Below are 13404 nucleotides of genomic sequence, written 5' to 3'. Positions count from 1 at the left end.
ACGCAAAAAACTGAGCGATTTGGTGTTTTTACCTAACTTTGTTGCGCAACTGCCTAAGAAACCCACGGTATAAATACGGTATTACGGCGAACGACGGCAAGTGGTTGATTCTTGTAACAGTCGACAATAAATAAAGAAAACACGTGTAAGCGGCATGTTTTTCTGTCGATCCGTATCACGTTTTTGTGTCATGCTTCTTGAGAAGATGAATGCAAATGGTAGTTTACCTGCCATTGCGGATTGTTACTGCGTAAGCAGGCAAAACCAGATGCTCGTTCTTGCTACGGGTGTCTGGTTTTTTTGTTTCCAGGGTTTGAAAAATGAAGATTGCCAAAATACTCAACAATAATGTCGTCACCGTGATCGACGAAAACAATAATGAGTCGGTTGTGATGGGACGCGGGCTGGGCTTCAAAAAGCACTCTGGCGATCTGCTGGACGAAACGCTGATTGAACGTGTGTTTGTGATGAAATCCGGCGAGCTGACATCGCGTCTACAGGAGTTGTTGTCAGAGATTCCGATGGATGTCATCACGACGGCAGACAAGATCATTCTGCTGGCAAAAGACCGTTTGCCCGGGAAACTGCAAAACAGCGTCTATATCTCCTTAACGGATCACTGCCATTTTGCGATAGAGCGCCACAAACAAGGGGTGGACATCCGCAATGTGCTGTTATGGGAAATAAAACGGCTGTATCCAAAGGAATTCGCTGTTGGTCTGGAGGCGCTGGATATTATTGAGCAGCGTCTTGCCGTGCGGTTACCGGAAGACGAGGCGGGATTTATTGCGCTGCATTTGGTGAATGCGCAGCTTGACAGCGAAATGCCGGAAGTCTTGCAGATTACCAAAATCATGCAGGAAATACTGAATATTGTAAAATATCAGCTGAGTCTGGATTATAACGAACAGGCGTTAAGCTATCATCGTTTTGTTACGCATTTGAAATTTTTCGCGCAGCGGCTAATAGGAAAGAGTACGGTATTTAGTGATGACGAATCATTACATGATGTCGTAAAGGAAAGATATCAATTATCTTATCGCTGTGCGGAAAAAATACAGGTTCATATTGTTCAAAAGTATCAGTACACGTTAACGAAAGAAGAGTTGATGTTCTTAACCATTCATATTGAACGTGTGCGGACAGAAGGTCAGGATAAAATAGAACCAGGCGATGGGGAATAAGTTCTGTTAATTTGCTTTTCGTCACAAAATAAAAATATGACAAGATAAATGTCCTTGCATACGGTGAACGTGAAAGCATAGAGTATGTGGAAAGTAAATTATCAGATGAAGTTGGTTTTATTGTTGGCGCATAAGTCGCGCTGGCACATACCCTAAATAATTCGAGTTTCAGGAAGGCGGCAAGGGAATGAATCCCGATGAGCTTACACAGGTAAGTGATTCGGGTGAGTGAACGCAGCCAACGCACATGAAACTTGAAGTATGACGGGTAAACAATCAGGATTGTTACTGTCAGGCTAATCTAGGCGGGCAGGCAAAACCTAAATCGTTTTCTCAATGCTTATTGGGAAAAGCGATTTAGGTTTTTTTTTGTCTCAAACAGAGCTGACAACCTTAAATCATTGATATTTAGGTCTGTTTAGTATTAAGGATAGACGATGGAATACAAAGCATTAGCAACAGAGATACTCGATGGTGTCGGCGGACGCGGCAACATCATTAGCGTGATGCACTGCGCAACTCGATTACGTTTTAAATTAAAAGACGATAAAAAAGCGGATGCCGCTGCGCTGAAAAGTAATTCAGGCGTGATTATGGTCGTTGAAAGTGGCGGACAATTTCAGGTCGTCGTCGGCAATCATGTCAGTGACGTCTATCGTAGTTTACAGAATATTGCTGGATTGACCGATCAGGCTGATTCCTCAAATAATGAGGAAGGCGATGAGAAAAAAGGGAATCTTCTTTCCCGCTTCATCGATATTATTTCTGGCATATTTACACCACTAATCGGTGTTATGGTTGCTTCCGGTATTTTAAAGGGATTCTTAGCCCTGAGTTTAGTGTGTGGGTGGATGGTTGAAACCAGCGGAACCTATAAAGTTCTGTTTGCAGCAAGCGATGCATTATTCTTTTTCTTCCCCGTGGTGTTAGGTTATACCGCAGGGAAAAAATTTGGTGGAAATCCATTCGTTACCATGGTGATTGGTGCCACGCTGGTGCATCCTTCCATGATTGCTGAATTTGGCGCTATGCAGAATGCGAATTATCAGCAACTTTATTTCCTTGGCATTCCGATTACATTTATTAATTATGCCTCTTCCGTTATTCCCATTATTTTCTCGGCCTGGCTCTCCTCACGTCTGGAAAAGCCACTGAATGCACTATTGCATATCAACATCCGCAATTTCTTCACGCCGTTATTGTGCCTCTGTATCACTGTCCCCGTTACGTTCCTGCTGATTGGGCCGGCGGCAACCTGGCTTGGGCATATGCTGGCCGGTGGTTACCAGCTGATCTACGGGCTGAACTCCACAATTGCGGGCGCACTGATGGGGGCGCTGTGGCAGGTGTTCGTGATTTTTGGTCTGCACTGGGGTTTAACGCCGCTGATGATCAACAACCTCAGCGTGTTAGGGCACGACACACTGCTGCCGCTGCTGACGCCTGCGGTGTTAGGGCAGGCAGGGGCGGTGCTGGGTGTGTTGCTGCGTACTCGTGATATGAAGCTGAAAGGAATTTCTGGTTCGGCGTTCTCGGCGGCAATCTTCGGTATTACCGAACCTGCGGTGTATGGCGTCACGCTGCCGCTGAAGCGTCCTTTCATCTTTGGCTGTTTAGGCGGTGCCATCGGCGCGGGTGTTCTGGGATATTTCAACACCACTATTTACTCCTTCGGCTTCCCGAGCATCTTCACCTTTACTCAGGTTATCCCGCCGACCGGTGTCGATAATACAGTCTGGGCTGCCATCATTGGTACGGCGATTGCCTTTACCTTCGCGGCTGTGACGACCTGGGCGTTCGGGATTCCCGCGCAAGAAAAAGCAACAGAAGCAAATGCGCCTGAGGCGGCACCACAAGCCACACAGCGTCAGAGTGATGCAACGCGCAAGCAAGAGATCAACAGCCCGATCGAAGGTACGGTTCTGCCACTTGAACAAGTCGGCGATGAAACGTTTGCCAGTGGCTTGATGGGAAAAGGGATTGCGATTAAACCGCTGGCCGGGCGCGTAGTTTCCCCGGTGAACGGTACGGTTGCCTCGCTGTTTAAGACCAACCATGCCATTGGGCTCGAATCGGAAGAAGGGGCCGAGGTGCTCATTCACGTCGGTATCGATACGGTGAAATTGGATGGTCAGTATTTCACTGCACACATTAAGACTGGCGATGTCGTGAAACAGGGCGATCTTCTGGTGGAGTTTGATTATCAGGCGATTGAGAAAGCCGGTTATGACACGACAACGCCCGTCATTATCACCAATAGCGAAGATTACGTTGATGTTCTGCCTACCGCCGGAAATGCCGTGCAGGAACAGGGCGCTTTGCTGACGTTAATCCGCTGACATTGAAATTTACGACCCAATTGGGAGGAGAAAAGATGAGCCATCAGTTTCCGAAAGCATTCTTGTGGGGCGGCGCGATCGCAGCCAATCAGGTTGAAGGTGCGTATTTAACGGCCGGTAAAGGGCTATCAACGTCCGATTTACAGCCACAGGGTATTTTTGGCGAGATCGTCACGCGTACACCGGGCGATAGCGGAATCAAAGACACCGCGATCGATTTTTATCACCGCTATCCCGAAGATATCGCGCTCTTTGCCGAAATGGGCTTCAAATGCCTGAGAATCTCGATTGCCTGGACGCGCATTTTCCCGCAGGGCGATGAAACCCAGCCGAATGAGGCAGGGCTGGCATTTTACGATCGTCTGTTTGATGAAATGGAAAAGTATGGCATTCAGCCGCTGGTAACGCTGTCCCACTATGAAATGCCGTACGGTCTGGTGAAGAATTACGGTGGCTGGGGAAGCCGTGAAACGATTACGTTCTTCGAGCGTTACGCCCGCACAGTATTCCAGCGCTATAAAGACAAAGTGAAATACTGGCTGACGTTCAACGAAATTAACTGCGCATTACACGCGCCGTTTACAGGAATTGGTTTACCTACCGAGAGTAGTAAGCAGGATATTTATCAGGCAATTCATCACCAGCTCGTGGCTAGTGCTAAAGCGGTGAAGGCGTGTCATGACATCATCCCTGATGCCAAAATCGGCAATATGATGTTGGGTTCCATGTTCTATCCATTAACCTGCAAGCCTGCGGATGTCATGGAAACGATGCAGCAGAACCGCGACTGGCTGTTCTTCGGTGATGTCCAAGCCCGAGGATACTACCCGGCGTACATGAAGCGTTTCTTTGCACAGCACGGTATTACGCTGACGGTAACGGAAGACGATCGCCAGTCGCTGAAAGAAACCATCGATTTCATTTCTTTCAGCTATTACATGACGGGCTGCGTGACCACCGATGAAGAAGTGAACCTGAAAGCCCGTGGCAATATTTTGAATATGGTGCCGAATCCGCATCTGGAAAGCTCCGAGTGGGGCTGGCAGATCGACCCGGAAGGGCTGCGTTATTTACTGAACTATCTGTATGACCGTTACCAGAAACCGCTGTTCATTGTGGAAAACGGTTTAGGTGCCAAAGACAAACTTGAAAGCGATGGCAGCATTAACGATGACTATCGCATCCAATACCTGAACGATCACCTGTATCAAGTGGGCGAAGCGCTGGAAGATGGCGTTGAGGTGATGGGTTACACCTGCTGGGGGCCTATCGATCTGGTCAGCGCGTCAAAAGCCGAAATGTCGAAACGCTACGGCTTCATTTATGTCGATCGTGATGATGAAGGGAACGGCACATTAGAACGTCGGCGTAAGAAAAGTTTCTACTGGTATAAAGAGGTCATTTCCTCTAATGGTGAAACGTTGAAATAAACCATCGCATCGATGAGTCATTTACGCATTCATTCTCAGAAAAATAAGTTCTGGGATGAATGCGAACTCTATTTTTTACTACCCATGGGAAAGATGGCGAGGAAATAAGATGAAGCGGGAGGGAATGGACTAGCCATTAAATCATATAAACGGTTATTTAGGATTTACACAACGTGTACAAACAGGCGGACTTACGGCTAGCGTCGTGAGGGGGCTGTTTCAATTTAAAATCGATGTTTAATATTTTAAAATATACCCTACTCGGATAATAAATATGCGTAAAAAATTCCCTGTAAAGATGATGGTATTACTGATGTCGTCAGTGTTTTTGTCTAATGGTGCTATGGCCGCGAAATTGACCGTAGAAGAAAGACTGGAACTATTGGAGAAAGAACTGGCGGCAAATAAAGCCGAATTGCAGTCAACGAAAAAAGAGCTGCGCGAATATAAGACGATCGCAGAGAACAAAACCCAAGTCGCCGCAAATTCAACGGCGAAAGATAAAACACGGGCTGTTGTATCCGTTAACAGTTCTCCGGCTAACCATACGGTAGCGGCCTCTGCGACAAGCTCGGTTGATGTTGCCACGGCTGCAAATACACAGCAAAAACCGCTCACGTTGGATGAAATTAGCAAATACGTTAAAGATGACATTGGTTTCTCCTATACCGGCTATTTACGTTCCGGTTGGGCAACTGGGACGAATGGTTCACCGGAGTCCTATGCCATTGGTTCTTTAGGTCGTTTTGGTAATGAACATTCTGGTTGGTTCGATCTTCTTCTCACCCAGCGCGTTTATAACAAAGATGGCAAGACGGCACACGCCGTGGTTAAACTCGACGGAAACGTTGGACAGCAATACAGCGCGGGCTGGTTTGGTGATAATACGGGCAATGAGAACGTCCTTCAGTTCTCCGATTTGTACCTGACAACCAACGGATTCCTGCCTTTTGCGCCAGAAGCAGATTTTTGGGTCGGTAAACATGTTCTCCCCGTGTATGAAATTCAAATGCTGGACTGGAAAAGCGATCGTGTTTATGCCGGTGCTGGGGTCGGTATAGAGAATATGAACGCGGGGCCGGGTAAATTAGATCTCGCCTTGACGCGTGAAGACGTTAACGTTTATGCCCGAGAATACGAAAACCCGAATATTGGTAGAAACGCGGATAAAACCAAAATGAATACCAACACGATGGAGATTCGGTATAAAAATCTGCCATTGTGGGACGACGGTGCGCTAACGCTGATTGGTAAGTATGTGATGGCAAATAAGAACGATAGCCAGAAACATAACGAAAGCAATAATGAATACTTCAAAATGAAGGACAGCTATCTGGCGACGGCAATCGTCAAGCAGAAACTGGATGCGCGTGGTGGATTTAACGAATTTACGTTGCAGTCAGCGAATAATTCTATCGCCAGTGGGTTTGCCCGATACAATGACGGTAATCCGTCAATTGGACAGGGTGAAAATTATTATGGCGATCACACTGGTGGTAATGCGTTTCGCGTAATATCACAAGGTGAAATGTATTTGCATGACAACATCATCATGGCTAATGCGTTGGTGTACTCCTGGGGTAAAGATATTTATAGCTATGAAACGGGGGCGCACAGCGATTTCGAAAGTATCCGTACCGTTATTCGTCCCGCCTATATTTGGGATACCTATAACCAAACTGGTGTGGAGCTAGGTTGGTTTACGCAGAAAAATACCAATCAAGCTGGTGTAAACTTCCGCGAGTCTGGTTATAAAACCACGCTTTATCATGCACTGAAAGTGGATACCAGCATCCTGAATTCCAGACCAGAAATTCGCCTCTACGGTACGTACTTAAATATTCTGGATAATGAGATTTCGGGTTACAAATTCTCAGATGATAAGAATAAATCTCAGTTCATTGTCGGTGTTCAGGCTGAGGTGTGGTGGTAACGACGAATTGCCGCAAATAGGGCAGGCTGAAACGCCTGCCATCCTTACAAAATGGAGCAACAATATGCTGATAAATTTAAAGCATCGAACGGTATCGATACTGGCAACCAGTCTGTTTGCCTGTGCCTCCATGCATGCATTCGCATTACCTGCCGATTTTCCGGTAATGCCCGCGGCCACAGTCCCTGTGAGCCAGTACGTCACGGCGGTGAATGCCGATAGCAGTATTACTTTCCGCCTGTTTGCGCCAACGGCGAAGCAGGTCAGTGTTTTTACCGGTTCGACGCCCGATAGCATCGTGTCCCATGCGATGACGAAAGATGAATCTGGCGTATGGTCGTTCAAAACGTCAGCGCTGGCACCGAACCTGTATGAATATTTTTTCAGCGTGGACGGTTTTCGCACCATCGATACCGGCACAGCGTTTACCAAGCCACAGCGTCAGGTGAATACCAGTCTGATTCTGGTGCTGGGGAGCATTCTGGACGTGCGTCAGGTGCCACACGGTGAGCTGAGAACGCTGACCTACCATTCGAAAGCCTTGAAATCAGAGCGCCAGGTCTATGTCTGGACGCCGCCGGGCTATAGCGAATCGTCAAAACCGCTGCCGGTACTCTATTTCTATCATGGCTTTGGCGACACGGGCGCATCGGCCGTGGTGCAGGGGCGGATACCGCAGATGATGGATAACCTGCTGGCAGAGAAAAAGATTGAGCCGATGCTGGTCGTTATTCCTGATACGGAAACGGACGTTCCCGGCATTATCCCGGAAGAATATCCCCCGCAGGAGCGCCGCAAGGTGTTCTATCCGCGCAATGCGTTAGCGGCGGACAGTGAACTCATTCATGACATCATCCCCGAGATCGGCAAACGCTTTAACGTCCGTCAGGATGCAAACGGCAGGGCACTGGCCGGACTGTCTCAGGGCGGCTATCAGGCTCTGGTATCCGGCATGAGCCACTTGGATCATTTCGGCTGGCTGGCGACATTCAGCGGTGTGACGACTGAAACGGTGCCAAACACGGCCGTTGCGGCACAGCTTGAGCGGCCGGAGCAAATTAATCAGCAACTGAAGAACTTCACGGTGGTGATTGGTGAAACTGACAACATCACCGGTAAGGATATTGCGGGCCTGAAAACCATCCTGGAGCAGAAAGATATCCGGTTTGATTACCGCAATTATCCCGATCTTGGTCATGAAATGGATGTCTGGCGACCGGCCTACAGCGAGTTTGTTCAGAAGCTTTTTAAATAGCGTCTTCATGCTGCGGGCAGCGTCGTCGCATGCCCGCTTCTCTGATGGCAGCCTGAACCGCTGGGCTGCCATATCAACGACGGCCAGGCACCGTTAGCATTAAGGATAATCATGTCTATTCGCAGCTACTTTTCCCGTTTTGCCATGTTGATCGTGGCATTGCCTTTCCTCAGTGCGTTCAGCGCGCAGGCGCAAAATTCCCCTTTTGACGTGGCCGATCATAAGCAGATTCGCGTCATTATCAGCGCCGATGCGAAAAACGAGGCTGACGATGATTTTGCCGTTGCCCATGCGGTGCTGACGCCGACGATGCAGGTGAAAGGGCTGATTGCTGCCCATTACTCCCGTACCGCGCCATTGATGAAGCGTGATGGCGAAAACAGCATGATGGAAAGCTACCATGAGCTCCAGCGCCTGATGAACGTGATGGGAAAAACGGACATTCCCGTGTATCGAGGTGCGACGCACGCGCTGAAAGCCGACGGTGGCGCGCCTGCGTTGAGTGAAGGGGCGCAAATGCTGATCAAGGAAGCGTTAAAAGAGGATTCGCACCCGCTGTTTGTGTTAGTCATGGGGCCGATTACGGATATCGCTGCCGCATTGCAGGCTGAACCAAAGATCGCCAGCAAAATGACGGTAGTGTGGATTGGCGGCATGCCTTATCCAAAAGGCGGCTGGGAATACAATATGTTTAACGATCCGGTCGCGGCGAACAGCGTATTCAAGTCTCAGGTGCCTTTGTGGCAGGTGCCACATAATGTCTATATGTCCGTACGCGTCTCGCTGTCTGAACTTGCCGTGCGCGTTAAGCCGCAGGGGAAAGTTGGGGAATACCTGTGGCAACAGCTGATCGAGTTTAATCGTGCGATTTCCGAAACCATCAAGGATGTTCCGTGGCCGAAAAGTGAAGTCTGGGTCTTGGGTGATAACCCTGCGGTTTCGCTGCTGTTGGATGACCACGAATATCACTACACGTTGGTTAATGCACCACAGTTAAATGACGATCTGACCTATGCGCCTCAGAAAAATTTGCGCCAGATTCGGGTGTATAACGCCGTTGATGCCCGCTTCACGCTGGAAGATTTCTACGCCAAGCTGGCGTTGGCCTATGGTCAAGGGAAATAAACATCCCCAAAGGGCATACTCTGGGGCACTATTTTTCACTTAAGCCCCACTTATTGAGCGTTTGAACCTTTCTATCAGGCAAAACGCCGCGCTTTATCAGCAAATACATTGGGATGAACGGCCGAAATGGACACGTCATCCCAGTACTTGTGCCACCTACCTTGATGCTTAAGCGCCCGCTTTTTAAGTGCTTAATTTTTAAGCTCTCAGCGTTTAATCCCCTCGCCATATCCTGCGATGTCCACCCTCTGTGACTGAGACAATCCTCATATAACTTTCGATACGATTCATTACTTTTCTTTACCTTTGATCAAAAACAATATTTTGAATGCATCTTTTTGTTATTCATAGTGCGAGTAATGTCACGACAGTTGTTGTGGTTTCTGTCAAATGGATAACTAAAACGACCGCCAGTAGGCGGCTTAATTTGGACACAAACGCATGGTCAGGATAAGCATGTCAGTCTCCTATCTGTGGGGCATGGTAGCCAGTCTCTTTCTAATGATGCCAGCCTATTCCGCTGATGCTCCGGCGTCACCCCCTCCCGCCCCGATAGAAGCAAGAAACTCCGTCTTCACCAATCAACACCCCGATCAGTTCAACTCGTGGAAAGCGACCAGTGAACAGTCTGAGCGTCACGATGCGCTGGCAGAAGACCCCATGATGGTGGTCCTCTGGGCGGGTTATCCCTTCTCCAGAGACTATAACAAGCCGCGCGGCCACGCCTACGCCATCACGGACGTGCGTGAAACGCTGCGTACCGGTGCACCCAAGACGGCAGAAGATGGCCCTCTGCCGATGGCGTGCTGGAGTTGTAAAAGCCCGGATGTCGCCCGCTTGATTCAACAGGAAGGCGAGGACGGCTACTTCAAAGGCAAATGGGCACGAGGCGGGCCGGAGATTACTAACGATCTCGGCTGTGCGGACTGCCATGATACCGCGTCCCCAGATTTCGCTCAGGGCAAACCGGCGCTGACGCTGTCCCGTCCTTACGCCGAGCGCGCAATGGAATCGATTGGCAAACCGTTTGATCAAACCAGTCGATTCGGTCAGCAATCTATGGTCTGTGGGCAGTGCCACGTTGAGTATTATTTTTCCGGTAAAGACAAAGCGGTGAAATTTCCATGGGATAACGGCACCAAAGTCGAAGACATGGAAAAATACTATGACGCCATTTCCTTCTCCGACTGGACCAACACCCTTTCCCGCGCACCGATGCTGAAAGCCCAACATCCAGAATATGAAACCTGGAGCATTGGTATTCACGGTAAAAACAACGTGACCTGTATCGACTGCCATATGCCGAAAGTGAAAAACGCGGACGGCAAGCTGTATACCGATCACAAGATTGGCAACCCTTTCGACAATTACGGCGAAACCTGTACCAATTGCCACACGCAGGATAAAGCGGCGATGCAGGCGGTGGTTGCTGAACGCAAAACGGCCATTCAGGACTTAAAACTGAAAGCCGAAGAGCAACTGGTTCACGCGCACTTTGAGGCGAAAGCGGCCTGGGATGCCGGTGCAACCGAAGCAGAAATGCAGCCGATTCTGATGGATATTCGCCATGCGCAATGGCGCTGGGATCTGGCGGTTGCCTCTCACGGTATTCACATGCATGCGCCGGATGAAGGCTTACGCATGCTTGGCACCTCACTGAGTAAATCCGCCGAGGCGAGAACCAAGCTGGTGCGCCTGTTGGCCCAGAAAGGGATAACAGGAGAAATCAAGCTGCCGGATATCTCGACGAAAGAGAAAGCGCAGCAGGCGATAGGGCTCAACATGCAGCAAATCAAAGCCGAGAAACAGGATTTCCTGAATACGGTAGTGCCGCAGTGGGATGAGCAAGCGCGTAAAGCGGGACGACTGAACTAATAACCCCTCATCGCCCGTGGACGCGGGCGATCATAAAGTGGAGTGGATATGAGCGTATTACGTTCGTTATTGACTGCCGGGGTGCTGGTATCAGGCCTGCTTTGGGCATTGCCAGGGCTGACGCAGCCCGCACCTCAGGCGGAAAAAGGAGAGCGCTGGGAGGTCATGCCGCAGCGTAATCCCGATGAGGCTTGTCTACAGTGCCATAAACCGGAAGAGGATGGCATGCAGGGCAAGCATGCCTCTGCTGTCAACCCGCATAATCAGCAACAGTTGACCTGCACAAACTGTCACGGTAAGCCGTCGCTGCTGCACCGCGAAGGCGTTAAAGATGTCATGCGCTTTAACTTCCCGATGTATAAGGTGGAAGAGCAAAACAGCGTCTGTATGTCATGCCATACGCCGGAACAGTTGCAGAAGTCGTTTTGGCCACACGATGTGCATGTCGCGAAAGTGGCCTGTGCCAGCTGCCACCAACTGCACCCCACGCAGGACAGTATGCAGACACTGAACGACAAGGGTCGCATCAAACTGTGTGTGGATTGCCATAGCGATCAACGTAATAACCCAGACTTCAACCCAGCCTCAGTTCATCTGGGTAATAAGAGGCAGCCATGAGTTGCTCTCGTCGTCAATTTCTTGCCCGTATGGGGGGGCTGATTGCCATCACCAGCACGGCGGGGCAGGTCGTCGCACAGACGCTGAATATCAACGGCGTCCGCTACGGCATGATCCACGATGAATCGCTCTGTATCGGCTGTACGGCGTGTATGGATGCTTGCCGGGACGTCAATCAGGTGCCGGAAGGCGTATCGCGTCTGACGATCATTCGCAGCGAGCCGATCGGGACCTTCCCGGACGTGAAATATCGCTTTTTCCGTCACTCCTGCCAGCACTGCGATCATGCACCTTGTGTTGACGTGTGTCCTACCGGAGCGTCGTATCGCGATGCGGCAAGCGGCATTGTGGATGTGAATCCCGATCTGTGCGTAGGGTGCCAATACTGTCTTGCTGCCTGTCCTTATCAAGTGCGCTTTATTCATCCGAAGACGAAAACGGCGGATAAGTGCGATTTTTGCCGCAAGACCAACCTGAAAGCCGGAAAACTGCCCGCTTGTGTGTTGTCTTGTCCGACTAACGCGCTGACGTTCGGCAACCTTGACGATCCTGACAGCGAGATTTCCCGCCTGCTTCGTCAACAGCCGACGTATCGCTACAAAATCGCGCTCGGCACTCGTCCTAAGGTTTATCGCGTACCGTTTAAATACGGGGAGGTTCATCAATGACGCCCGTGTCTTCAAGCGCATTCCATTTTGATTCGTTAGTCTGGGACTGGCCGATTGCGATTTACCTGTTTTTGGTGGGCATTTCTGCGGGGCTGGTGACGCTGTCGGCCTTACTGCGGCGCTACCACCCCGAGCAGGCCACCGCCGACAGTACGCTCATGCGCACCACGCTGATTCTTGCACCGTGCACCATCATCTTTGGATTGCTGATTCTGGTTTTCCACCTGACGCGCCCTTGGACGTTCTGGAAGCTGATGTTCCATTACAGCTTTACCTCGGTGATGTCGGTTGGGGTCATGCTGTTTCAGGTCTATATGGCGGCGCTGGCGATCTGGTTGGTCAACATTTTCAGCGAGCAGGTTATCGTGCTGCAACAGCGCTGGTTGCCGAAGCTGGTCATACTTCCCAAGGTGCTCGGCTGGTTGGCACCGATGCAGAAATCGCTAGATATCGTGATGTTACTGCTGGCGGTGATGCTAGGGGCTTACACCGGATTTTTACTCTCCGCGCTGAAGACCTATCCGCTGCTGAATAACCCAATCTTACCGGCTTTATTCCTGTTTTCGGGGGTGTCCTCCGGTGCGGCGGTGGCGCTGATCGCCATGGCCTGCCGCTATCGCCGCAATCCGCATAGCGAAGAAGCGCACTTTGTACACCGTGTCGAAACGCCAGTCGTGTGGTTAGAGATCTTCTTACTGTTCGCGTTCTTTATCGGCCTTGCTTTAGGGGACGATGGGAAGCAGCGGGCGCTGGTGGCGGCTGTGGGCGGAGGATTCTGGGCCGTGTGGTTCTGGCTGGGCGTGGTAGGGATTGGATTAGTCATTCCCTTGCTGCTCAAGTCATGGGCCAGCCGACAGCATTCACCTTATGGCGTGCTGGCGGTGTGTGGCCTGAGTCTGGTGGGCGTCTTGTTACTGCGCTTCTTTATCCTCTATGCGGGGCAGTTAACCGTTGTCTAATTCCCAGCAAGAGGCCTG

10 protein-coding genes are annotated in these 13404 nt (G+C 50.1%); all 10 read left to right on the top strand.

Annotated elements, in window-relative coordinates; genetic code table 11:
• Positions 1-320 precede the first annotated feature (320 nt).
• Positions 321-1184 carry a BglG family transcription antiterminator LicT gene (gene licT / locus QWJ20_RS11445; protein WP_014915788.1) on the top strand — a complete coding sequence of 288 codons (864 nt, stop codon included), beginning with the start codon at positions 321-323 and terminating at the stop codon, positions 1182-1184.
• A gap of 437 nt (positions 1185-1621) precedes the next feature.
• Positions 1622-3523 carry a PTS beta-glucoside transporter subunit IIABC gene (gene bglF, locus QWJ20_RS11440; protein ID WP_433992579.1) on the top strand — a complete coding sequence of 634 codons (1902 nt, stop codon included), beginning with the start codon at positions 1622-1624 and terminating at the stop codon, positions 3521-3523.
• Between the two features lie 35 nt (positions 3524-3558).
• Complete coding sequence (locus tag QWJ20_RS11435) at positions 3559-4953, top strand: glycoside hydrolase family 1 protein (RefSeq protein ID WP_433992578.1); 1395 nt, start codon at positions 3559-3561, stop codon at positions 4951-4953.
• A 274-nt stretch (positions 4954-5227) separates the two neighbouring features.
• A complete protein-coding gene (locus QWJ20_RS11430; RefSeq protein ID WP_433992577.1) occupies positions 5228-6886 on the top strand; it encodes a carbohydrate porin in 1659 nt (552 codons plus the stop codon).
• Between the two features lie 130 nt (positions 6887-7016).
• Positions 7017-8141 (top strand): esterase, encoded by a 1125-nt coding sequence (locus QWJ20_RS11425; RefSeq protein ID WP_433992665.1) that lies wholly within the window; start codon positions 7017-7019, stop codon positions 8139-8141.
• Between the two features lie 111 nt (positions 8142-8252).
• Positions 8253-9266 carry a nucleoside hydrolase gene (locus tag QWJ20_RS11420; RefSeq protein WP_433992576.1) on the top strand — a complete coding sequence of 338 codons (1014 nt, stop codon included), beginning with the start codon at positions 8253-8255 and terminating at the stop codon, positions 9264-9266.
• Positions 9267-9722: 456 nt separating this feature from the next.
• Positions 9723-11141: an ammonia-forming nitrite reductase cytochrome c552 subunit gene (nrfA, locus tag QWJ20_RS11415; RefSeq protein ID WP_370761739.1), complete on the top strand. Its 1419-nt coding sequence runs from the start codon at positions 9723-9725 to the stop codon at positions 11139-11141.
• A 48-nt stretch (positions 11142-11189) separates the two neighbouring features.
• Complete coding sequence (gene nrfB, locus QWJ20_RS11410; protein ID WP_039481165.1) at positions 11190-11759, top strand: cytochrome c nitrite reductase pentaheme subunit; 570 nt, start codon at positions 11190-11192, stop codon at positions 11757-11759.
• Positions 11756-12427, top strand: a complete 672-nt coding sequence (gene nrfC, locus QWJ20_RS11405; RefSeq protein WP_095994813.1) for a cytochrome c nitrite reductase Fe-S protein — start codon at positions 11756-11758, stop codon at positions 12425-12427. Before nrfB ends, nrfC begins: the two co-directional genes overlap by 4 nt.
• Positions 12424-13386 (top strand): cytochrome c nitrite reductase subunit NrfD, encoded by a 963-nt coding sequence (gene nrfD / locus QWJ20_RS11400; RefSeq protein WP_109411241.1) that lies wholly within the window; start codon positions 12424-12426, stop codon positions 13384-13386. Before nrfC ends, nrfD begins: the two co-directional genes overlap by 4 nt.
• The last annotated feature ends 18 nt before the right edge of the window (positions 13387-13404 follow it).

The sequence above is a fragment of the Pectobacterium sp. S5 genome, assembly GCF_051707265.1.
GTDB classification, from domain to species: domain Bacteria; phylum Pseudomonadota; class Gammaproteobacteria; order Enterobacterales; family Enterobacteriaceae; genus Pectobacterium; species Pectobacterium polare.
The sequence above is the reverse complement of the archived record's forward strand: the minus strand, read 5'-3'. Positions and strand labels throughout refer to the sequence as shown.

Bases quoted from the DNA above. Each gene is read 5' to 3' on its own strand.
- licT (WP_014915788.1), top strand. From the start codon at position 321: ATGAAGATTGCCAAAATACTCAACAATAATGTCGTCACCGTGATCGAC.
- bglF (WP_433992579.1), top strand. From the start codon at position 1,622: ATGGAATACAAAGCATTAGCAACAGAGATACTCGATGGTGTCGGCGGA.
- QWJ20_RS11435 (WP_433992578.1), top strand. From the start codon at position 3,559: ATGAGCCATCAGTTTCCGAAAGCATTCTTGTGGGGCGGCGCGATCGCA.
- QWJ20_RS11430 (WP_433992577.1), top strand. From the start codon at position 5,228: ATGCGTAAAAAATTCCCTGTAAAGATGATGGTATTACTGATGTCGTCA.
- QWJ20_RS11425 (WP_433992665.1), top strand. From the start codon at position 7,017: ATGCATGCATTCGCATTACCTGCCGATTTTCCGGTAATGCCCGCGGCC.
- QWJ20_RS11420 (WP_433992576.1), top strand. From the start codon at position 8,253: ATGTCTATTCGCAGCTACTTTTCCCGTTTTGCCATGTTGATCGTGGCA.
- nrfA (WP_370761739.1), top strand. From the start codon at position 9,723: ATGTCAGTCTCCTATCTGTGGGGCATGGTAGCCAGTCTCTTTCTAATG.
- nrfB (WP_039481165.1), top strand. From the start codon at position 11,190: ATGAGCGTATTACGTTCGTTATTGACTGCCGGGGTGCTGGTATCAGGC.
- nrfC (WP_095994813.1), top strand. From the start codon at position 11,756: ATGAGTTGCTCTCGTCGTCAATTTCTTGCCCGTATGGGGGGGCTGATT.
- nrfD (WP_109411241.1), top strand. From the start codon at position 12,424: ATGACGCCCGTGTCTTCAAGCGCATTCCATTTTGATTCGTTAGTCTGG.